The 21,198-nt window shown below is 60.5% G+C and carries 18 protein-coding genes and 1 pseudogene; 11 read left to right on the forward strand and 8 right to left on the reverse strand.

Annotated features, from left to right (window positions below):
• Positions 1 to 100: 100 nt before the first annotated feature.
• The gene (locus tag ARC63_RS03700; protein ID WP_057502541.1) at positions 101 to 2,323 is read right to left on the reverse strand and encodes a methyl-accepting chemotaxis protein; all 2,223 of its coding nucleotides are present in this window, start codon (positions 2,321 to 2,323) and stop codon (positions 101 to 103) included.
• 282 nt (positions 2,324 to 2,605) lie between these two features.
• Between ARC63_RS03700 and ARC63_RS03705 the strand changes: the two genes are divergently transcribed.
• Positions 2,606 to 2,998: a barstar family protein gene (locus ARC63_RS03705; RefSeq protein WP_057502542.1), complete on the forward strand. Its 393-nt coding sequence runs from the start codon at positions 2,606 to 2,608 to the stop codon at positions 2,996 to 2,998.
• A gap of 30 nt (positions 2,999 to 3,028) precedes the next feature.
• Here the strand turns inward: ARC63_RS03705 and ARC63_RS03710 are convergent, their stop codons facing one another.
• Together ARC63_RS03710 and ARC63_RS03715 are read right to left on the reverse strand one after the other, a co-directional pair.
• Positions 3,029 to 4,021: a glycosyltransferase gene (locus tag ARC63_RS03710; RefSeq protein ID WP_010483226.1), complete on the reverse strand. Its 993-nt coding sequence runs from the start codon at positions 4,019 to 4,021 to the stop codon at positions 3,029 to 3,031.
• Positions 4,021 to 5,298, reverse strand: coding sequence for an O-antigen ligase family protein (locus ARC63_RS03715; RefSeq protein ID WP_043396651.1), 1,278 nt, complete (start codon positions 5,296 to 5,298; stop codon positions 4,021 to 4,023). Before ARC63_RS03715 ends, ARC63_RS03710 begins: the two co-directional genes overlap by 1 nt.
• Positions 5,299 to 5,888: 590 nt before the next feature.
• Between ARC63_RS03715 and ARC63_RS03720 the strand changes: the two genes are divergently transcribed.
• The 3 genes from ARC63_RS03720 to ARC63_RS03730 all read left to right on the forward strand — a co-directional run bounded on the left by ARC63_RS03720 (position 5,889) and on the right by ARC63_RS03730 (position 9,725).
• The gene (locus tag ARC63_RS03720) at positions 5,889 to 7,754 is read left to right on the forward strand and encodes an SIR2 family protein (RefSeq protein ID WP_064968322.1); all 1,866 of its coding nucleotides are present in this window, start codon (positions 5,889 to 5,891) and stop codon (positions 7,752 to 7,754) included.
• Between the two features lie 218 nt (positions 7,755 to 7,972).
• The gene (locus ARC63_RS03725; protein ID WP_228756480.1) at positions 7,973 to 9,202 is read left to right on the forward strand and encodes an argonaute/piwi family protein; all 1,230 of its coding nucleotides are present in this window, start codon (positions 7,973 to 7,975) and stop codon (positions 9,200 to 9,202) included.
• A 37-nt stretch (positions 9,203 to 9,239) separates the two neighbouring features.
• The gene (locus tag ARC63_RS03730) at positions 9,240 to 9,725 is read left to right on the forward strand and encodes an RIP homotypic interaction motif-containing protein (protein ID WP_057502544.1); all 486 of its coding nucleotides are present in this window, start codon (positions 9,240 to 9,242) and stop codon (positions 9,723 to 9,725) included.
• Positions 9,726 to 10,444: 719 nt separating this feature from the next.
• Here the strand turns inward: ARC63_RS03730 and mobQ are convergent.
• Positions 10,445 to 12,007: pseudogene (mobQ, locus tag ARC63_RS03735) on the reverse strand (MobQ family relaxase); the annotation flags it as partial.
• Between the two features lie 262 nt (positions 12,008 to 12,269).
• Here mobQ and ARC63_RS03740 point away from each other — a divergent pair.
• Entirely contained in the window at positions 12,270 to 12,593 is a 324-nt protein-coding gene (locus ARC63_RS03740; protein ID WP_057502545.1) for a hypothetical protein, read from the forward strand.
• A gap of 64 nt (positions 12,594 to 12,657) precedes the next feature.
• Here the strand turns inward: ARC63_RS03740 and ARC63_RS03745 are convergent, their stop codons facing one another.
• Positions 12,658 to 14,064 (reverse strand): hypothetical protein, encoded by a 1,407-nt coding sequence (locus tag ARC63_RS03745; RefSeq protein ID WP_057502546.1) that lies wholly within the window; start codon positions 14,062 to 14,064, stop codon positions 12,658 to 12,660.
• A gap of 152 nt (positions 14,065 to 14,216) precedes the next feature.
• Entirely contained in the window at positions 14,217 to 14,960 is a 744-nt protein-coding gene (locus tag ARC63_RS03750; RefSeq protein WP_231298567.1) for an AbiU2 domain-containing protein, read from the reverse strand.
• Between the two features lie 193 nt (positions 14,961 to 15,153).
• On the opposite strand from ARC63_RS03750, the gene ARC63_RS23490 reads away from it, so the two are divergent.
• A complete protein-coding gene (locus tag ARC63_RS23490) occupies positions 15,154 to 15,432 on the forward strand; it encodes a PQ-loop repeat-containing protein (RefSeq protein ID WP_057502547.1) in 279 nt (92 codons plus the stop codon).
• A gap of 113 nt (positions 15,433 to 15,545) precedes the next feature.
• On the opposite strand, the gene ARC63_RS03760 is transcribed toward ARC63_RS23490, so the two are convergent.
• On the reverse strand, positions 15,546 to 15,962 hold the full coding sequence (locus ARC63_RS03760) for a hypothetical protein (protein WP_231298568.1): 417 nt from the start codon (positions 15,960 to 15,962) through the stop codon (positions 15,546 to 15,548).
• A gap of 230 nt (positions 15,963 to 16,192) precedes the next feature.
• On the opposite strand from ARC63_RS03760, the gene ARC63_RS03765 reads away from it, so the two are divergent.
• The 4 genes from ARC63_RS03765 to ARC63_RS03780 all read left to right on the forward strand — a co-directional run bounded on the left by ARC63_RS03765 (position 16,193) and on the right by ARC63_RS03780 (position 20,056).
• Positions 16,193 to 17,593, forward strand: a complete 1,401-nt coding sequence (locus tag ARC63_RS03765; RefSeq protein ID WP_057502549.1) for a site-specific integrase — start codon at positions 16,193 to 16,195, stop codon at positions 17,591 to 17,593.
• Positions 17,594 to 17,714: 121 nt separating this feature from the next.
• Positions 17,715 to 18,083 (forward strand): H-NS histone family protein, encoded by a 369-nt coding sequence (locus ARC63_RS03770; RefSeq protein WP_057502550.1) that lies wholly within the window; start codon positions 17,715 to 17,717, stop codon positions 18,081 to 18,083.
• Positions 18,084 to 18,241: 158 nt separating this feature from the next.
• Complete coding sequence (locus ARC63_RS03775) at positions 18,242 to 19,198, forward strand: hypothetical protein (protein WP_057502551.1); 957 nt, start codon at positions 18,242 to 18,244, stop codon at positions 19,196 to 19,198.
• An 84-nt stretch (positions 19,199 to 19,282) separates the two neighbouring features.
• On the forward strand, positions 19,283 to 20,056 hold the full coding sequence (locus ARC63_RS03780) for a hypothetical protein (protein ID WP_057502552.1): 774 nt from the start codon (positions 19,283 to 19,285) through the stop codon (positions 20,054 to 20,056).
• A gap of 126 nt (positions 20,057 to 20,182) precedes the next feature.
• Here the strand turns inward: ARC63_RS03780 and ARC63_RS03785 are convergent, their stop codons facing one another.
• Positions 20,183 to 20,797, reverse strand: coding sequence for a hypothetical protein (locus ARC63_RS03785; protein ID WP_057502553.1), 615 nt, complete (start codon positions 20,795 to 20,797; stop codon positions 20,183 to 20,185).
• 64 nt (positions 20,798 to 20,861) lie between these two features.
• Here ARC63_RS03785 and ARC63_RS03790 point away from each other — a divergent pair, with 64 nt between their 5' ends.
• Entirely contained in the window at positions 20,862 to 21,140 is a 279-nt protein-coding gene (locus tag ARC63_RS03790) for a hypothetical protein (RefSeq protein WP_057502554.1), read from the forward strand.
• Positions 21,141 to 21,198 lie beyond the last annotated feature (58 nt).

Raw genomic sequence — 21,198 nt, forward strand, 5'->3', positions numbered from 1 at the left:
CCGCCACTTCATCGGCCATCGCACGTTCAGGAAGAAAATCCGCGCCCATCGCGACCAGCCGTCGCGATGGGCGCCGTCTCCCTGCCGGCATTGCCCTCTGCTAGAACTCTTCCCAACCACCCGCATTGGCGGCCAGCGTCGGCTCAAGCCGCGGCGACAGCACCGCAGGCCGGCGTACCGGCGCAACCAATGCCGCCACGGCTGCCAGCGCAGGGCGTACTGCGGCGGCGGCGGTCACCGCCCCCGTGCGGAACACCGACACGGCTTCGGCCAGCAGGTTCGCCTGCTCCTCCATCGAGCGCGCTGCGGCACTGGCTTCTTCGACCAGCGCGGCATTCTGCTGGGTGGTCTCATCCATCTGCACCACCGCCTGGTTGACCTGTTCGATGCCCGAGCTCTGCTCCTGGGAGGCAGCAGAGATATCGGCCATGATGTCGGTCACGCGCTGCACCGAGGCCACGATCTCGCCCATCGTGGTGCCGGCCTGGCGGACCAGCGCCGAGCCGTCTGCGACCTTGCCGACCGAATCCTCGATCAGGCCCTTGATCTCCTTGGCCGCGCCCGCCGAGCGCTGCGCCAGCGTACGCACTTCGCTGGCCACCACTGCAAAGCCTCTGCCCTGCTCGCCAGCACGCGCAGCTTCGACCGCCGCGTTCAACGCGAGGATATTGGTCTGGAAGGCGATGCCATCGATGACCGAGATGATCTCGGCGATCTTCTTCGACGCGGCTTCGATGGCCGACATCGTGGTGACCACCTGCCCGACCACTTCACCGCCCTGCGAGGCAACACCATGCGCGCCGATGGCCAGCTGGTTGGCCTGGCGTGCATGCTCGGCGTTCTGCTTCACGGTAGAGGTCAGTTCCTCCATCGACGCTGCCGTTTCTTCCAGGTTCGCCGCCTGCTGTTCGGTACGCCGCGACAGGTCGGTGTTGCCCGAGGCGATCTCGCCCGCTGCCAGGTTGATACTGGAAGCACTGGCCTGGATACGGCCCACGATCTGCTTGAGCTGATCGACGGTGGCGTTGCAGTCATCACGCATGCGCGCGAACACGCCGTGGAAATCCCCCTGCATGCGCACGGTCAGGTCGCCGCGCGAGATGGCCTGCAGCAGGGTCGAGACCTGCACCAGGTTCTCGTCGGTGGTCTGCATCAGGCGATTGAGCCCTGCCACCATGTCGCGGAAATCGTAGGCGAAGCGATCTTCATCACCGCGCAGGCTGAAGTCGCCTGCCGCGGCCGCTGTCGCCAGCCGGCGGATCTCGCTGTTGATCGCCGACAGGCTGGACTTGGTTTCGTCCATCGCCTGGGTGATCGCCGCCTTCTCGCCGGGCAGCGGGTCCATGTCCACCGACAGATCGCCGCGTGCGTAGTGCTTCATCACCTCGATCAGCCGGTTCTGTACCTGCACGTGCGATCCAACCAGCGCATTGGTCTCATGCACCATGCGCCCGTAGTCGCCGGGGAATGCGCTCTCGTCCATGCGGTAGCTGAGGCTGCCGGCATCGTGCTGGCGTGCCAGCTCGCCCTGCGCCGCCATCACCGACTGCAGCTGTGCCTGCATGCGCTGCATCGACTTCAGCAGCTGGGTCACCTCGTCGTTGCCGGTGGCGTCGATGCTGCTGTCCAGGCGGCCACTGGCGATGCCGTCGGCCAGCTTCACCGCGCCTTCCAGCGGACGGGTCAGGCTGCGGGTGATCGCCCAGGCCGCCAACGTGCCCAGCAGCAGGCTCAGTGCCCCGAACGCGATCGACAGCGTGCCGGTCCACGATTCGGTTGCGCGGTACTCTTCGCGGCTGCGTTCGGTCAGTGTTTCCTGGTGGCGCAGCAGGGCCGAGATGGATTCATTCCAGGCCGTTGCCAGACCGTGCTCGGCCAGCAGCTCCTTCGCTGCCCCATCAAAATCCCCCACCTTCATGCGCTCATGCAGTTGCTGGGTTGATGCATCGGTGGCCTTTCGTGCCGCCTCGATGCGCGCGACCAGGGTATCGCCGGTGGCGTCACGCGGAATCTTGATGTACTTGGCCCAGATACCGTCATAGGTCCGCGACAACTCCTGGGCACGCTGGTAATCCTTGTCGAACTCATCACCCCGCTTGATCACCATCAGGCGGCGATGCATCAGCACCGCGTTGTTGGTATCAAGCATGTCATTCAACAAACGCATCTTGACCATGTTGACGTCCACCACTTTCTCGAACTGGGCGGATTTCAGCTGATTCCCATACAGCACCAGGCCAACGATGGCCATGATGAACAGCAGCAGCAGACCGAAGCCGGCGCCAAGCCGGGATCCCACACGGAGATTACGTAAGGCAAGCATCTCAATTCCCTTGATCGTGGCCGTACGTTCGATGGCGGCGCAGCGAAGGGAAACTTTACGGGACTTTATATATGGACCGATCCAAATATATGGAACTGTGCAGGCAGTCAGAAAACAAGGCGGCAGATAATGGCGCCATATCATTATCGAATACCGCTGACACGCCAGCGCCCGATGAAAATCACGCAGGTTTAACACCATAATCATGCCAGCTCCATCCGAAGCGGCCCTGGATTATCTGCGCCGGACACAACCGCCGCCCGGGAGGGCTACAGTCTGCAGATGACACGGATCCTGCACATCGAAGGCGCGTCCATCAACGACATCGCCAGCCTCTACGTGGAAATCAATCGCGTGTTCATGGCCGACGAAGACTGGCAATTGGGCGCAAGCCTGGATGCGCTTGATGACCTGCTTCACGGCGGCTACGGCGCTCTCGCAGGCCATGCCATCGCCACGGTGGTGTGGCGTGACATCGCCCACAGCCGCGATGCACTGGGCCGCGAGACCACGCGCGCCTGGCTGCAATCAAAACTCGCTCAGGGCGGCAGGTTCAACGGTGCGGCCATCCAGGCTCAGTTGACGGCACTGGCGCTTGGCCAGGGACAGACCTACTTCGAGATCGTCATGGAGATCTTCGGCAGCCATCCGCAGATCACCCTGGTGCCTGGCTGAGCGGGCTGCAGCGACCAGCCCCACATCAGCTCAGAGCTTGGCCAGGGCATCGCCCAGACGGCGCGGGAACGCCACCTCGCTGGCCAGGTGCCATGCGCGTGCATTGGCGCCCAGCCGGGTCCACTCGGCCTCATCCATCGCCAGCGCGCGCTCGACGGCCTGTTCCAGCGCCTTCTCATCCACATGCCAGGTCCTAGACAGATGGCAGGGCTCGCCCTCGTGCGCGGCAACCAGGATGCCGCGGCTGTCGTCGATCATCTGATTCATCGGCGCGCCGTCACAGGTGATCACCACCGCCCCGCAGCTCATCGCTTCCACCAGATAGTGGCCCCAGCCTTCGGTCTGCGACAGGCACAGGTGGAACGCATGTTCGTTCTGCAGGCGCTGCACCTCCTGGTCGGGCAGCCGCTCGCGGACGATTCTCAGGTTCGCGGCACCGCCCTCATCTTCGTCCGAAGGGCCGCCGCGCAGGATGGTCAGCAAGGGCCATTCGGGGTGCCGTTTCCAGACATTGACGAGTGCAGCCGTTCCCTTCATACGGCTGGTACCGGCCGCATGCAGGAAGCTGCGCGGCCTGCGCGGCACTGCCGGGTCGTAGCGGTCACGGCTGCAGAAACCGACTTCCAGCGCGCGCATGCCCAGCGCGTTGAAGATGCGCGTGGCTTCTTCGGTCTTGGTCAGCAACGCATCGAACCGCGGCAGGATCCGCAGGCTGCGTGCGGACACCCATTCCGGATTCGGGATCAACAGATTGACGTTGGCCAGTCCGAAGCTCGCCGGCCGGACATGTTCCAGCGAGATGTTGACGTCGAACCGGGCCGGCGTGCGCCCCAGGCTCAGCCACGAGGCCAGCAGCCTGCGCAGGCGCATTCCGCGGAGTTTCCAGGCGCCACCATTGCGGACCGCGTCCAGGCGGCTGACCGTCACCGTGTGCCCGAGCTGCTGCAACGAGCGCTCGATCACCTGGATGTCATGGGACAGCCCACGCTGGTTGTCGGCGGCCAGCAGATGGATATGCGCCATCAGGAGGGACTCCCTGGCCGGAGCAGGTCACGCGCCGGCAAGGCGGTCGCCAGCATGAAACCCAGCACCAGGTAGAAATAGAACGAATGCGGCATCGCCCGGTAGAACACGTTGTCCGTGAACGCCGAAAGCGCATAGACGATGACCACGGCAAGTCCGGCGGTGGCGATCATCGCGGTGATGTCGTCGGCGTGGCCGAGACGTCGCACGAAATGGATGCCGGGCAGGATGAAGACCAGCAGCATGATCAGCAGCAACGGCACGCCACCGGTCACCGCCGCTTCCAGGTACTCGTTGTGTGGGTGGTTGTAGCGGAAGATCGACTCGGACACCTCGCCGCGGGCGATGCCCTCACGTGCATAGGTACCGAACTGGTTCAGGCCCACCCCCGCCACGGGATGCTCGGCGAAGGCGTCGACGGCCACGCCCCACATGGCGATGCGCTCGCGGACCGAGCCGACCTCGTTTTCCTGGTTGAAACCGGAGATCTCGCCACTGACCTCACCGAAGCGCTGGATCACCTCATGGTTCAGCACCGAGGTGGCGCCGACCACGCCAATGACCAGGGCACCGACGAAGGCCAGTGCCCCCCGCCAGCGCCGGGTGCGCCGGACGTGCACCGCAATCACCATCAGCATGGCGGGAATGAACGCCAGGATCGGCCCGCGGCTCTGCGCCAGGATCGAACCATAGACGCCGACGGCGATGGCCACGCCGTGCAGCCAGCGTTCGGCCGGATGGACATTGGGCTGGATCAACCGGATGACCGAGAACAGCGCCATGCACAGCGTCACCATGGTGAACTCGATGGCGGTCCATTCGCCGCCACTGAAACCGTGCGCGCGTTCAAGGCCCATCACGTGGTGCTGCACGATGCACGACCCGCCGAAGACCAGGGTGGACAGGGCGAAGATCTTCCAGATCAGGCGCCAGTCCAGCGCAGTGGCGAACACTGCAGCGGTGCCCAGGTAGAGCAGTGTCTGTGCAGGAAGGTCCAGTTCGTTCCAGCGCAGCCCGTGCCAGAGGATGCTGTAGAAGGCATAGGCCAGGCGCAGGAAGCAGACGATCACGATGAACCGGGCGATGCGGTAGCGCAGGCGGACATCGGGCTGGCGGCGGATCAGAACCACGCCGGTGACCAGCAGGGCCAGCAGCAGCACCGCCTTCAGCAAGGTGTAGGGTGCGGAGCCGGCAAGCGGAACGATGGCGACCAGGATGCTCAGCAGGACGGTACGCCAGGTGTAACGAGGTTCGGCGGCCATGCAGGCTGCAGTCATGCTTGTTCTTTCCATCAACGCCCGCCCGGGATGAGTCGCCCCGGTTTCCATGGAGGCCGCTTGGCGGAAATCGCCGGGGCTGACACTACCGTGGGGCCCCGTGGAAATCAACCAAACCGCAGGTGTACGGGGGCCTGCGTTGGCGTACGGACAGTCGCGGGCAACCGCCCTTGTCTCTGGGCTTCCGGTCGGGATCATCGACCGCCCCAGGTCGCTACACTAACGATCTCTCCGGCCATGCCTGCGCGTGGCCACGCCCCGACGCCCTGCCAAGACGCGAAACGCCCCAAGTGACTGATACAAAAGACAACACCAGCAACGCCAAGGCGTCCAAGGACCACACCCCGCTGATGAAGCACGATGGATTCATCGGAATCATATGCAAGCAAGCCCTTCTGCAGCAATGACTCCGGCCCATTGGCGGCCGAACAGCGCTTAAAACGCAACACCGTCGCAACAAGCCCCCTGCAGCAAGCCCGACCCATTTTTGTTGATTGGAATCGATTCCAATCTCGGAGTCTGAGGAGATGAGACACGAGGGGTAGTAGGATTGAGTTGTCCCATTCACCTGGTCACTCAACAGCTGCCTGATGACGAAATCCATCCAGGTTATTTCTGCATCTAAGTTCGCTACAACTTTTACCCTCCGACCCGAGCTTCACGCGTGGCTTCTCGGTGCCGGCGCTTCTGCGGCCTCCGGCATCCCGACCGGCTACGACATGATCCTGGACTTCAAAGCTAGGCTCTATTGCCAAGAGACCCGGTTCCCTCGCCGAAACGTTGATCCGAGTGATCCACTGTGGGTTCAGCGCATTGACGAGTTCTTCTCTCGCACCCCTCTCCTTCCGCCCCCTAACGATCCGACCGAGTATGCGGCCGCGTTCGAGGCGATTTATCCGCAAGAGACCCATCGTCGCCAATACATCGCTGACGCCATCAACAAGGGCACCCCCTGTTTTGGGCACCGCATGCTGGCCGGTCTGATAAGCGCCTCAAAGGCTCCCTGCGTCTTCACGACCAACTTTGATCCTCTGATTGAAGAATCCAGCCTGCTGGCGGCATCCCTAATGCCCCCAGGAGCCGCGAGCAAGCCTACGGTGGCGACTCTAGACTCTGCACACCTGGCTACTCGCTGCCTGGATGAGTCTGACTGGCCCCTCATCGCCAAGCTTCATGGCGACTACCGTTCAACATCCCTGAAGAACACCACGAGCGAGCTGGCTTCCCAAGACCATGATCTGCGCCGGGCTATGGTTGAAGCCTGCAAGCGGTTCGGTCTGGTCGTAGTCGGCTACAGCGGACGCGATTCCTCCGTGATGGAGGCGCTTGAGTCGGTCCTGGCCTACGAGAACCCCTTCCCAAGCGGCCTCTACTGGTGTGCGTCTTCCCGCTCCAAGCTCCTGCCGGCTGTGAATGATTTTTTGCAGAAGGCCGTGTCTGCGGGAGTCAGCGTCTTCATCATCGAGTCCGCGACGTTCGACGAGTTGGCCGGCGATCTGCTCAACCAAATCAGCCTTCCAAGCCCGCTGCTGGACCATGTCCTGTCGTTCCAGCCGACCCAGCTCGCAGCTCCCATCCCGGTGCGCACGGCGGAAGCACGGAAGTTCCCCGTGCTGCGCCTCTCCGCATTGCTGGTTGAAAGTCTCCCCATAACGGCAAGAAGAGTAGCCTTGGGCCGCCCATCCTCCATCGTTGAGGTGCGGGAAATGCTCAAGGCCACGAAGTGCCGGTCGGCGGTGGCAATGGTTGGGAATGAGCTCGCAGCCTTCGGCAAAGATGCAGAAATCCTCGCTTCATTGCACAGTCTGAAACCAGTGCTAAACGGGCATTGGACGCTGGACCCCGTCCAAGACAGCTGGGCGCTAGGTCTCATCTACGATGCCCTCCTTCGCGCATTGGCTCGGCGACGACCGTTGATTCCGAGACTTAAGCGTTCCGGGCACTCGCTTATGGTTGCCAGCGCAAGGGTCAACGAAACAGACGAGCAGCGACATCGCCGCGAAAGCCAACTATCCAAGCTCAAGGCGGCCTATGGAAGCGAGCTCACGGGGAATAAGTTCGGTCGCAACTACAACGAAGCCATCTCGGTTCGGCTGGAAGAGATTGAGGGACGCTGGTGGTGCGGGTTTGACCCGTACACTGCCGTAGAAGCACCGCAAGATGAGCGGCTGGCTCCTTCTGACACGGCCCAAGGCGACCCGCTGGGCTGGTCGACGCAGCGCAAGCCAGATCCGACCGCTGACTGGAGACGAGAGCGCTGGGCGACCAAGTACAACGGTGCTTGGGCCAACATCATCGACGCGTGGGCGAGCTTGCTCACGTCCCCACACGGCGTCACCTTTCACGCGTTCGGAATAGAAGATCAAGAGGGAGTCGATGCAGCCTTTCGCATTTCACCGCTCACCGGCTTCAGTCGTCCTGGACATCACGACAAATACTTTGACAGGAGGCAGTGATGGTAGATGTTTCTCGCTCGCAGCTACCGCCGCTGTCCTTGCTTTCGGAACCGGAGCTGGCCTTTTCTCCTGAGCACTCCGGGGGGCGAGACGTCCACCCCCTTCGCGGGCTGGCGCACTACGGCCCCTTCTCGTCCCAGACATTCAGCCAGTTCACGCCCACCGTTCGCATCGCCACAGTGGGCCCAGCAAGTGCGTTCTGGACTCGGGGTGCACTTATGGCATCGCTGAAAGAGCGACATGGGGCTAGCGATAGGAGCGGCTACGCCCCAGATTTTCCCGGTTTCGCCAGTGTATTCGGCGTGGACTTAGCTTCCTCGGACAAGGCCAACCACATCCGCTGGCCCGACTCCATCAACGATCTTCCAGGATCTGGCCCGCTTCAGCATCGCCTGGTGGCCGCCTTCGACGCAGCTCTCTCGCAACTAAGCACAAGACACGAACAGTTTGACGTGGTCCTAGTCCATCTCCCAGAGGCGTGGCTTCCTCACACGTCCGGGGACGGGTTCGACGCGCACGATGTCCTCAAGGCATTGGGAGCAAAGCACGGCATCCCAACCCAAGTGGTCAACGACCGGACCTTCAGCTTCTCCAACAAGGCTCAGCTGGCTTGGAGGCTGTCGATCGCGCTCTATGTCAAAGCCGGCGGCATTCCCTGGAAGCTCGCCCCTCTGGCGGGGGTGCCCGCGGACACTGCCTACATTGGTTTGGCATACGCGCTGAAGAAGGTCAACGACGAAACCCACTTTGTCACCTGCTGCTCGCAGGTGTTCGACATGGACGGGGGCGGCATGCAGTTCGTGGCGTTCGAGGCAAAGGATCCGGTCAAGGACGTGCGCGAAGCACGAAGGAATCCGTTCTTGTCACGAGAAGACATGCGAGCCGTTATTGCCCGTAGTCTATCGATCTACCAACAGCGCAATGGAGGCATTCTCCCCCGGCGAATGGTCATTCACAAGAGCAATGCGTTCAAAGAAGAGGAGGTTCTCGGTGCTCGCGACGCCTTGACGGCCGTCCCCGAGGTGGAATGCATCGAGATCAGCTCCAGACCGACTTGGCGGGGAGTATGGCTGGTCAAATCCTCTGGTGGGACGGCGCGCACCCAGCCAGCGAGATACCCAGTCCCCCGCGGCACCTTCGTCCCCCGGTCGGGCACGTCCGCTCTTCTTTGGGCTGCAGGCAATGTTTCAGACGTTTCAAGCAAATCAGACTACTACCAAGGCGGGAAGAGCATCCCACGTCCACTTCTACTGACGCGTCACGCGGGCAGCGGACCACTGGAAACGATCGCCCACGAAACGTTGGCGCTGACCAAAATGGACTGGAACAATGACGCACTCTACGACCCAGTGCCCGTCAGCATCCGTTACTCCCAGAAGCTCGCCAGGACCATCTCCAACGTCCAAGATCTTCCTGGTAATAGTTATCCCTACCGACTTTTCATGTGATCCGAAATCGCAACGATAGAAAAAGGAGCTCAACGTCATGATCAGCAAGAAGCAGGAAGCCTTCATCGAAAAGCCGTCTGGGGAAGTTAAAGGCCCTTACCAAGCCACCTTTGCGGGAACCACCGTCATCTTGAATGACCCAACCGCAGACGTGGACTCTGGCGACTACGTGACCCGAACGCTCCCAAGCGGGAAAACTGAGCGCTCCTACATCCAGAGCGCCCCTTTCTATGATGTCGGCATCGGTGGCTTTGGCCCTCACTTCCAACTGAAGATTGGAACTCCCCCTACAAACCAGCAGCGAGCGAATACCATCAACATTCAAGGCTCGCACTCCATCCAGATTGGCGACCACAACACCCAGAATGTCGTTGGAGCGATCCAGGCATTGCATCAAGCTATCGATGCATCGAGTGCGACAGAGGGACAAAAGGTAGAAGCCAAGTCACGCTTGGCCAAGCTCCTTGAACATCCCATTTTTGTCGCGATCGCTGGCGGTGTTGCGGGCGGCCTCGCTGGCTGAACACCAGCCAGGAGACGAGGCTCTAACGCGTCGGTGGTCCAGCGAGTCGCCAGACCATCTTCAACAGCTTCAGCGCATTGCGGACATCAAGCTTCTCAAAGCAGGGTAGCCTGCTGAGCTTCCCTATCTAGTCTTCCGAGTAATGCCTGGCCTTGCGCGAGCCATCATCGACCAGCCCTGCGAAAGTGCGATCGGCATGCCTATGTGCGTTTTCAGCACGGCCAAAGCTGATGGTTTTTCAGCACGACCAACTTCGGCTTCTGTGAAAGAAGGCCCAAAATCCCGGGTTGCCAAGCGAGGCGATGGTGCTTTGATGAGCGCACCACCTCGGCTCAAAGGAGCTCAACCATGTTCTCTCACCCACAGTTCCAAATCGCCAGCCAACTGCTTATCGGGCTCATGTCTCAGGGCTCCTCTCGCCAATTGAGCGATCGCGTCGAAGACGTGAGGCATGCCTTGGACGTGTCCGCCGAACTGATTCGACAGTGGGAGGAGGACCAGCCACGGCGTGGCAAGTTCACACCCCCAACGCCGGCGTCCCAAACGCGCACACGTGAAGCCGTGGTGGACCGCACTTTCATCCCTACAGATGAGTGGCGGCGTAGTCGCGCCAAGAAGAGCACTTCACCTTCAGTGTCGCGGAACTCGGGGCCTTCTATCCATTGAAGGATGCCACCGGAAACGAGAGGAGCCCCGCTAGGCGGGGCTCGTTGCGTTAAGTGCAACCTGGGGCGCCGTGGAACGGCGGATGGCTGGGACGCCTCCAACGCGACGGGCCACTCATGGAAGTCCGACTGCGCCTCCCGGGTTGGCTCGGTTCGAACAGAGCAACGTTCCAAGACAGCTGCGCTCGCGGCCTCCAAGCACTCTTCGCGCAAGCGTAGGTCTTCGGCCAAGATCGCCTCTTGCTCCGGGGTTGCGGCAGCTTGGGCTGAAGCCAACTCAGCAGACCGCTGCTCCAGAGCTGCCAACCGGCGGCCGCGACGCCTAGCCCACTCACGAGCCGTCCAAGACACTCCCGCCACAAAGTCTTCCCACGCCTGTTCGGCCATGTGCCGCAATCGGATCGCACGGCGCACAGCTTTAAGACGCTTGGGGAAACGGACCAATGCTGCTCCAAACCGCTTCAAGCCCAGCAGCAGTGCGTTGAGCGCCGAACGATGCTCCTTGCACTCTTCTGGAACGACTTCTCCGCTCGCCAGTGCACTGACCGCTTTCAGCGTGGAATGGAGCGCATGGGCAGCCAACTCATCCCTGAGCGCGTCGCCTTGACGGACCACCTCAATCCGGATGGCCTCCACCGAGGGGGCCTCCCTGGGAGCACCCTCGGTGCTGCCGTCGGAGCGCCTCTCGCCGATGGCTTTGCCCAACCCGTGCGATACAACGATCTGCCCATCGGAGAAGGCAAGCGTCTGATCGATGGTCGAACGCTTTGCCTCGCGGTGGGCCTGCGCTTCACTGCGCCCCTCAGGCGCCGCGGCCCGGCTTTCCTGTTCAAACCGGGCTAGCACTTCATCGAAGGCGTGTTGATTCGCCTCCTGAATGGACCTGTTCCTCTCCCCTAGCTCTGAGTACTCCCCTCGGCGCTCGATGGCTGACGCGTCTTTTCCCAAGTGACGCGTGGGGGCGCGTGACAGGACTGCGGCAGCCACAAGATCCCCGCGCGCGAGCGCCTCGTCGGCCTGGGCCTTCAGACTGCGGTGATCCACGCGAACGTCCAGATTCGCAGCTTCCAGATGCGCATTCGTCGTGGCTGCCACCAACTCCCGGATCCACTCGACCTCGGCCCGGCCCGCAGGGCCTCCGTCGAGCTCTCGGGTTTTGTCCAGGAAGCCGTCAGGGCCAAGCCGGCGGGTGGTTGCTAGGATGTGGACATGCCAATTCATGCCTCCTTTGCTGCCGGGACTGTGGATGCTGGCTTGTGCAGCAAAGCCGTAGCGGTCCACCAATGCCCGCGCCACGGCGATGGCGAGAGACGATCGCTGGTCATCGTCCAACTCGTGGGGCAGCGCGAACTCGAACTCCCGAGCGACGGTGGAATCCTTGCGGCGTTCCGCGGCCTCGGCCTCGGTCCAAAGTGCGGCAGGCACCAAGGCCCAACCTGGTGCGTCGTCGGGAATGATGCAGCGTGATTCAACCACGCCGTCCCGCCGACGGTAGTCGTGGCGCTGCCCGGTGCGCGCGTCTTCGAGAAGAAGCCCAGCACGGTAGGCGGCAGCGGCAACGGACGAGTGCCCCTTGGCTCGGCTGAAGGTTTTGACGTTGGCGTGGTAGATTGCCATACGGCTCCAAAGCAGTGGATGTGGCTTTGTTTATGCCGTGGCTTTGGATTTTCGCAAGCGCTGGAAGCGATTGGGGTTCAAGGGGCGGAGCCCTTTGCGCACGCGTCACGTAGTGACGCCTAGGTGCGCTCTTGCTTTTCGCTTTGATGCGTTTGTTTCAGCCGCCAGCGCCCCCACGGCCACTTTTAGAGTCGGACTTAATGGCATCCTTGACGGCGCGCGTTTGTCTGCTTGACTGGGCGTGAATTCGCCGGAGAACCACATGAGCGCCACTGATCACTACCAAGAACGCATTGCCCGCGCGACCAAACGGCTCGCCCAGCTACAAGCGAGAGACTTGCTGGCACAGCAAAGGCGAGACAGCAAAGCAAAAGACCTTGAAAGGCGCGTGCAAGCCAAGCGTCGCAAACGAATCGCGGATCTCGCGATTCTAGCTGGAGCGGACAAGATCGATGATGATGAACTGTTAGGTGCCCTTTCAAATCACATGCACGCGCGCGCAGAACCGTCTGTGCGCGAGGCTGCTGTGATGCGGGGAAACCTGCTCCTCGACGACGCAGCGAAAGGCTCACGCGGGCTGCACTGAGGCGACAGAACCGCCTACGCGGCTTACACACGCCCTGGGAGACGTTGATGGCCACTGGCAGCGCTCATTCTTCGCCTTCGGTTGTATCCCTAAAGACCAGGTCGTCCACAGTCGGGACAGGCCTATCTACGCCTTGAATCAAGGTTTTTGACTTCAGAACAGTGTTCTGAAAGAAGGCTTTGCAGTCCAGCACGCCATCAACCGAAAGCCAGTGCGTGGCCTCTGGTAGAAGCGCGGGACTCAACGGATATTTGGCGTTGGGGTTGTGGAACACCTCCATCTCTGCCGTCCATGGCTCGTGATCGTAGGGAGCCCAAAGCGCGCGGTATTCGTCTGTGTTTACGTCCATGCAGAACGGCACCCCGCGCAAGGCACCGGGCGTAGAATCGCTGAGCTCTCCAAAGCGAACGTAACGGTAGTCGTCTGCGGGAAGATCGAACGAGTAAGGGACGCGACTGAGCTTTGCAAGGGTCGCGCCTTGGCTGAAGATCACAGCCGACAACTCTTCACCCTCCGGAGTGAAGAACAAGCCCGCCGGGATCTTGGGAGCGCCGGGCAGGACATGCACATCTTGAGAGACCGCCACCCGCTTGCCCCGCACCTCTAACTCTTTCGCATAGAACCCATAGAGGTACGCCATTAGCGCTACACGGCTCCAAACCATCGAACCGGGCGCATGGAAATCCGCAATGGCGATGGAGAAGGGCTTCCCAACGACGTGATCCATGCGCACATACGCTTTGTCCATCTTGTTCTTCAAGGTCTTTGCATAACGCTCGGCAGCCCCTCCCAGCATTCTTTCTCGCCGGTTCAACGGTGGCTCGACCTCTTGAGAATGGGCGTGATCGTAAGGCACCACGGGGTTTGTCGTGACGGCCTCAATCCATGCGTCGTCCCCCGTCCGATTCCGCACATAGAAATCTGGTGACGGATGATACTGATCGACCCATAGGCCCTGTTCCTTCAGGCTGGCAAACAGAAGCGCCTCCCAGAGTCGGGTGTGGAAATTTCCAGTGCGACAGTCGCTGGCCCAATTGGCATCTGGGTTTGGCATCGCCAAGTAGAGCTCATTGAGCATCGATGCCCCGCGCCGTCTATAGGGGTGCGCGAGAAGCTTGAAAATTTCGCTGAACTCCCTAACACCCTTGCCCACAAGTGGAGGACGGCGCTTCACCCCAGGAGGGACCGGCAGCTTGCCTGCGACCTCTCCGCAAGCATCCTCGATGATCTCCATGGCGCCCGCCAGATCAAAGGCGTCTGCCTCTCTGCGAAGGACAACCCAGACATCATCCACCTGGCGTCGCATCACAAGCACTCCGAAGTTACCTGTGATCACGTTTTTCGTCAGCGCGCACACCGTGATCCCATCCGAGCTCTTCCACGCGCTTCTGGGAAGGTCGTCACCGAACCCCAACCCCCTGGGCAAGGAAAGGGCGAACACGGCGAAAAGCGCTAAGGGCATAGGCTCCATGACTGCTCCGACGGTCAAAGACAGGATCACACTTCCGGGCACAGCCTGCCATTGCCGGCCAGGCGCTGGATGTATTCCCCTTCAACGACGAGCCGGTTCCGGTCGGCCCAAATCGTCTTGGGAATTGCCTAATGATCTCGAGCCACCTTGTCTCACCTGGCCAAGGTCAACCACAGCGCCCTTCCCTGCTCGGCGCTCATTTCACTGAATTCGGAAGGTTCCCAATGCGTATGGGTGAGCAACTTCCCAAGATCTGCCAAGACCTTTTCGCACCGCCTGCCAAACTCAAACACGCCGTCGTAGGTGAGATCCAGTGTGCCAATGTCAAAGGGCGCAGGCTCCTGACCAATCAACTGCATCTCCCAATGGGAATGCCTTTTGTCACGGAACGTCTTGACGTTTTTGCCCACAGGATCATTGGAAAGTTGGTCCATCGCTACTGAGACGGCCGCCCACTCTTTGTCAAAAACGTCCTTGTTTCGGTCGCGTCGTTTCTGCCGCCATTCTTCTCTCGTCGCTTCACTGATGCCCTCAATCGGTTCTTCTTCGATATCATCGAACATACCGCCATAGCTTTCCCGATAGCGCGCGCGGACGCCCGGCACCTGAAGCTTGCGCCAGATGTTCGTGAGGCTACCGGTCTTCTCTCCCTTGTCGAGAAACAGCCTGGCAAGCTCGCGGATGTAGTCTTGACCCAAGAGTGGCACCAAGTGGTTCCAGAGCCCCACGCCTTGCGAATGGTCAAGCTTAGCCTTCATCGCAGCCTGCACATCACTGTCCTTTACCAACGGCTTGAGCAAATGGACCCGTTCGTCCAGGAAGTGTACTTCGCTGGTCAAGGCCCGGATCCAACCATCGATTTGGCGAATCCTCTGATCCAGATCTTCGTCGCTCATAGCCCTTCTCTTCCAATTCCTCAGAAAGAGAGATTACCGGTCAGGCATTGGGCCATCAACGGCGCAATAGGCGACAAGCACTCACCCGGCCCAGGGGGGCCGCTCACGCCATCTATAGAGGTCACTCACACGACCTCCGGAGCGGCCCGGACATGGTGTCGTGAACCGTGCTAATGCAGGTCAAAGGAAATCTATGCACCCGGATGTCCTCGGCTGGGCCGCGACCGTGGTGTTGATCGCCACCCTAGTCCGCCAAATGGTCAAACAGTGGCGATCGCCTCACCCCGAAGCCGTTTCGAAGTGGCTGTTCGTCGGTCAAATGACCGCATCCACGCTTTTCACGATCTACAGCGCTCTCATGGGTTCAACCGTCTTCGTCGTGACCAACGCATTGCTACTGCTCACCGCCGTGACCGGCCAAGTCTTGGCTTGGCGCAGGCGTGGACGAGCCTGGCCGCCGCCCCCGTGCTGACTATGTATACGGCGCGCTGTACGCTCAGGACTGGGTTTCCGCGCAGGTGCAGCTGACAACGCCCGCCCCGAAATCATTTACCCAATAAAACTAACGACAGAAACATGCATTTATCATTCATTCATTTTCAGATCTTCGTTTTTGAAGGACTTTGTTAGCTTATTCAGTGCAAACAGTACGTAACGGTAGTCGTCTGCGGGAAGATCGAACGAGTAAGGGACGCGACTGAGCTTTGCAAGGGTCGCGCCTTGGCTGAAGATCACAGCCGACAACTCTTCACCCTCCGGAGTGAAGAACAAGCCCGCCGGGATCTTGGGAGCGCCGGGCAGGACATGCACATCTTGAGAGACCGCCACCCGCTTGCCCCGCACCTCTAACTCTTTCGCATAGAACCCATAGAGGTACGCCATTAGCGCTACACGGCTCCAAACCATCGAACCGGGCGCATGGAAATCCGCAATGGCGATGGAGAAGGGCTTCCCAACGACGTGATCCATGCGCACATACGCTTTGTCCATCTTGTTCTTCAAGGTCTTTGCATAACGCAATTGACTGCTATTGATTGCTTGAAAATCGCTCGAAATACCTTGTTTTAAAGGACTTCACGGAGATAACTGATTTAGCGGGATGGTGAGGGCACCCTCGCAGCCAGAACAACACCTAGGGGTGTTGAACGGGGCGAAAATTTCTGTATCAACCCGGTTGACGAATTTCCGGCCTGTTTTATCCGTACTTCCATCCCCCAGATGGAAGTGAACCAATGACCGCTCTACCCTCCGCAGCCCTCACCGATTACATTGCCGCACCCTTTGGCACCCTTCATCTGGAGGGCATCCACATTGGCCGTTTCCGGATTGAACGAGCTACGATTCAAGGTCGCGAAGCTGCAATCAATCTTCAGGAATGCATCCTGACAGCGCTGGACGAAATCGGCCGCAAGAGCGCGCTGAAGAACGGAACCCGGTATCCCCAGCAACTCCCCATGGGTACACCGGCGCGTCCCTTGGCCAAAGAGATCGATGATCACCTCGCGGACATGCGCCGCCGGCAGCTGGATCCCAAGACCGTGCTCGCCACCGAGCGCACCCTGAAGCTTCTCCTGCTGACCTGCGGCAACATTTCGGCCTGCCGCGTAGATTACAAACACATCCAAGCGTTGTGGCAGCTGCTGCGCTGGGCTCCGAAAAACCTGTTGTCGGATCCCTTGCTGAAACGCCTCAGCTTCGAAGACGCTATCACCTTGGGCAAAGAGCAAGACGTGCCGCCCTTGGCTCCGGCCACCGAAGAGCGCCATCGGCGCTTCTTGGTCGCCTTCTTCAACCACCTGGTCAACGGGCAAGCCATCGCGTCCTCGCCCATGAAGGCCTTCCGCAAACCAAAAGAAGATCACGCCATCGATCCCGACAAGGCCATCCGCCTGTTCGAGGACGGAGACCTGCAGGCCATCTTCGACCCGGCAGCCTTCATCCCTTGGGCGAGAAAGCCGCAGCACTGGTGGGCACCGATGATTGGCCTCTACACGGGCGCTCGCGTCAACGAAGTGTGCCAGCTGAAGCTGACCGACATCCTCCAGGAGCGCGGCATCTGGTGCATCGCCTTCCAAAAGACCATCGATGAAGACCTCGCCGCGGATCCGAAGCGCCAACGGCGTAGCCGGCAAAGCATGAAGGGAGCCGGGTGCATGCGCATCGTCCCCATCGCCAAGCCCCTATTGGACGCCGGTTTCCTCGAGTTCGTCGAAGACATGAAGGCCACTGGCCACCCGCGGCTGTTCCCCCTCCTCTCTGCCGGCGTGAACCGGAAGACCGGAGAGACCAACGCCCGCTACAGCCAGCAATTCGTGGTGGATTTCGGCCGCTACTTGAAGATCCTTGGGTTCGCCAAAGGGATCGGGTTCCATGCCTTCCGCCACACCCTGGCGACCGAGCTTGATGTGAACGATGTTCCGGAGAGGGAGATTGCACTGGTCACCGGTCACAGCACCGATCCACGGGATCGGGTCCAGGTGTTGCGCAAGCACTACCTCCACAAGAAACCGCAGGTGACCCGGAGCAAGCAGATCAGCGCCCTGGAGTTGTATCAGCCCAACGTGGAACTGCCGCGCTACGAGCGCGGGCAATTTGCCGAGCAGTTGAAGGACCCGAGCAAGTTCCATCCGTGATACCAGCAGCTGTTGCCCAGGCCCCAGCCAAGTTCTGGAGGGGGCCTAGGCTGATCAGGGCGCATTCGCATCGAATTCCATTTGGAATTACGCTAAAGCCCTCTACGCTTGGACCACACAGATGACCATTGATGTCAGCGGCCTGTCGGCAAAAGAACTCAAAGCCCTCATTACTCAGGCGGAGAAGCAGCAAACCAAGGTGCTGACTCGGCCCAAGGCTGCCGCCATGCGAGCCAAGATCAACCAATACGTCAAAGACCACGGTTACACGATTGAGGAGCTTTACGGAGCGGTTTCAACGGCCTCTTCCGAGTCATCCAAGAAGCGCACCGGCCGCAAACCCTCGAAGTCCGCCGGCAGCAAGGTCGCCCCTAAGTACCGCAATCCGGCCAACCCCAGCGAAACGTGGTCCGGACGTGGCCGCCAACCAAGATGGCTTGCTGCGCTGGTCCAGAAAGGGAAGGATTCCAGCGAGTTCTTGATCAAGTAGTCCAAAGTGCAGGTCGAAGATCGAAGGCGAATCAACGCCCAGGACCTTTGTCGGCACGCACGCGGGCGCATGGGAAGGTCTGAGACCGGCTGCCATGAACGGCGGATACGCTCGAGCGAATGCACCGATCGGTTCCACCCAACATTTCAGGACAGGACATGCGCCCACTCGCAGGCGTGCTCAAGGTAGAGTTCCTCGATAGGGTGGGCCAACGATGGACCAAGCCTCCGCTGCGGCGACGCTTGGAGGTGCTTCAGACGTTGTCAACACTGTTTGACCAGTTTCACCAGATGGGGTTGGCCGACCCTCATTTCTCCAGACTTCTGGCTCGGGGTTCTCACGCGGAACACCACCAAAGGCTCGCGGAGATGCTCTTGGCAAAGTACCTTTGGGATGATGGCTTCTCGTTGACCAGCGCCCCTGCTGGACCGGACTTCAACGCAGCGAAGAACGGTCATTCGGTGTGGATCGAGCTGGTTACTCCCGAGCCCAAGGGGATCGACCCTCACTGGCTGAACGTGTCCCACCAAGAAGGCGTGTGGACCTATCCCCACGAAGCGATCGCACTGCGCTACACCAGCGCGCTGAAGGAAAAGCACCAGAAACTTGTGGGAGATCCAGGGAAGAGCGCCGGCTATTTGGCCAGAGGTGTCGTGTTGCCGGGCGAGAGCTACGTTGTCGCAATTAACCAGCATCTCCTGCAGGGCGCCTTTCGTTCGCTCAACGGGATCAGCCAAGCACCTGTGGCTGGTGAAGTGGTCTATGCGATTGGACCGCAGCAGTTACATCTAAGCCAGTCCACCGGACAGGTAGTCCATTCAGACCATGCCCACCGACCTTCGCTGAGCAAAGCCGGCCAAGCCGGCGGGACGGTGGGCGTGCCTGCGGACAGCTTTCTCAATCCTGCATATGATCCCGTTTCAGCAGTTTGGGCGCTTGACCTTCAAGAGGCAGCACTGCTCTCCAGCACCGCGCCGCGCTTTCCCGCTGTTCATTTGTCCGCAATGATCCACAACGAAAGGGCCACCTCGAGAGTGCCGCCCCACTTGCTGCCTGCGCAGGAGGACTGGATCGGAAGGACGACGGCCTCTTCCATAGAGTTGTGTCGACTCTAGCAATCGAGAACCGGCTTGTTGTGCTCAGAATGAAAAGAATGGCTCGGCGAAACGAATCACTCTCTGCTTGCTGAAGGAACCAGGATGTTCGACATCCCGCGCAACATGAAACTGCTTCATCAAGGCGAAGAGGAACTTCACGAGCGCTCCGTTGCTCTGATCGCATCCCATCGAGATCTTTCAGATCACTTGGCCTTGGTAGAGCGGGCCATGGACGTTCTGGACGTGCTCCGCCAGCACCACCAAGCCAATGATGACGAGCGTGCCGTGAGCCACCTCGCGATACGCTGTTTCAATCACTTTGCTGGGTCATGGAAGTTGACGGCCTCGGGCTACTACCAAGCGGCTGCGCTCCTTCTCCGAGACGTTGTTGAAACCACCTACTTGATCAACGCCTTCCACATCGACCCTACCCACATTGCCATGTGGCGTACGGCTGACCGCAAGACGAAGAAGGCACTCTTCGCTCCCGCAGCGGTTAGGAAGCGCTTGGACGCGGACATGGGAGTCGCACGCAGTCGGCGGGAACAGATCTATGCCACGTTTTCCAGCCTAGCTGGACACCCCTCGGTCGAAGGGTTTGCGATGCTTCGGCCAATGGGGATGGACGCGCACAACGGCCCATTTCTCGACCCGACTGCGCTGCGCGCACTTTTGGAAGAGCTAGGCAAGCTAGCGGCCCAAACCGGACATGCGTTTTGTGCCTTCCTTGACTTGTCTAAACCGGCCGCCGCGCAAGTTGCACACCGATTCATCGCACTTGCCATGGACTATTCAGGACTCTATCTAGGCCACTCTTACACTGACGAAGAACGCGCAGAGGTCGATCGACTGTACTCAGAAATCGATCAGAGCTGACCACGCCGCTCAAACCTGCCCGGACACGAAATCCCCGCCCATTAGGTACCGCCGTGTCCTCCAGCGGCCTGGTCCGGCCGACCCACGAATCCTTGGCTTTTCCAGCCAAGAAACGATGATCCAGTTTTAAAGAGCGCCGAGGTCTTTCACGACAGCTTGGCCCGGCTGAAGGAACCCCAGTAACAACCGTCCTCCGGCCACTCGCCTGCCCGCCCTTTCGTTGAGCCACTGCGCCTGCCGCCGGCCCGCCTCGAACAGGGCCGGCGTTGCCATTGAGGGCGGCCAATCCTGCAAGGGCTCACCAGGCGACGAGAGCTGCCCCGTGATCGGCTGGACCACCGCAGGCACCTCCGCGTCGTGTTTGGCATAGGCGGTGGCCATCATGCGTCCGCTTTTGGGGGACCATCCGCCCAGCACCAGCTCCGTGGTGCAGTATTCTGCCGGCAAGCCCGCTTCAGCCACGGCTTTAGCGTAGTTCGGCCAAAGCTGGTCAATGACCCGCCCCAACTCCGCCGTCAGCTGCTCCAGGGTGAAGTCCGCTCGAAAACTGGCTTCCAACGAGAGCTGGTAGATGCGCAGGAAGAACTGGGCCGACCCTCGGGTCGCCAGCAAGATCTGGTGCTGAGGAATGAGCAGCACCTTCGCCCCTGCCGAGGCTTGACCGCTTAGGGCGTCCTCCGCCCAAGTATCCACCGTCACGACCAGCTGGTCAGTGCTCAGCAAAACGTTGAGGATACTCATGGGTAGGTTCTGGTGGCCTGTCCGCCACTATCCAACCTTCCCCCCACACCTGTCGAGCCCTCCTATGGAACTTTCCCTAGAACAGTTGGCCGCGCGCCTTGAGGCATGCGAGGTCGACTTAGAAGCCCACCGCGGCTACATCAAGGCACTGGAGTACGGGCTGCGCGCGGTCATCGCCAGCCATCCGAACCCCCAGGTGTTTTCACAGGCATGGGGGATGACGCTGGCCGGAGCGTCGGACGCCCACGCAGGAAGAGACGGATATGTGTTCACCAGTGCCATCCAGCAGGCCCTCTGCGCCTTGACTGCTGAGGCGAGGGCGGATGCGGTCGCGCCGAGATGAGGATGAAAAATGGAAAAAGGGTCGACGTGGAATAGCAGCTGCCAAAGCGGCCTCATGT

The organism is Stenotrophomonas geniculata ATCC 19374 = JCM 13324 (assembly GCF_001431625.1).
Classification (GTDB): Bacteria; Pseudomonadota; Gammaproteobacteria; order Xanthomonadales; family Xanthomonadaceae; genus Stenotrophomonas; species Stenotrophomonas geniculata.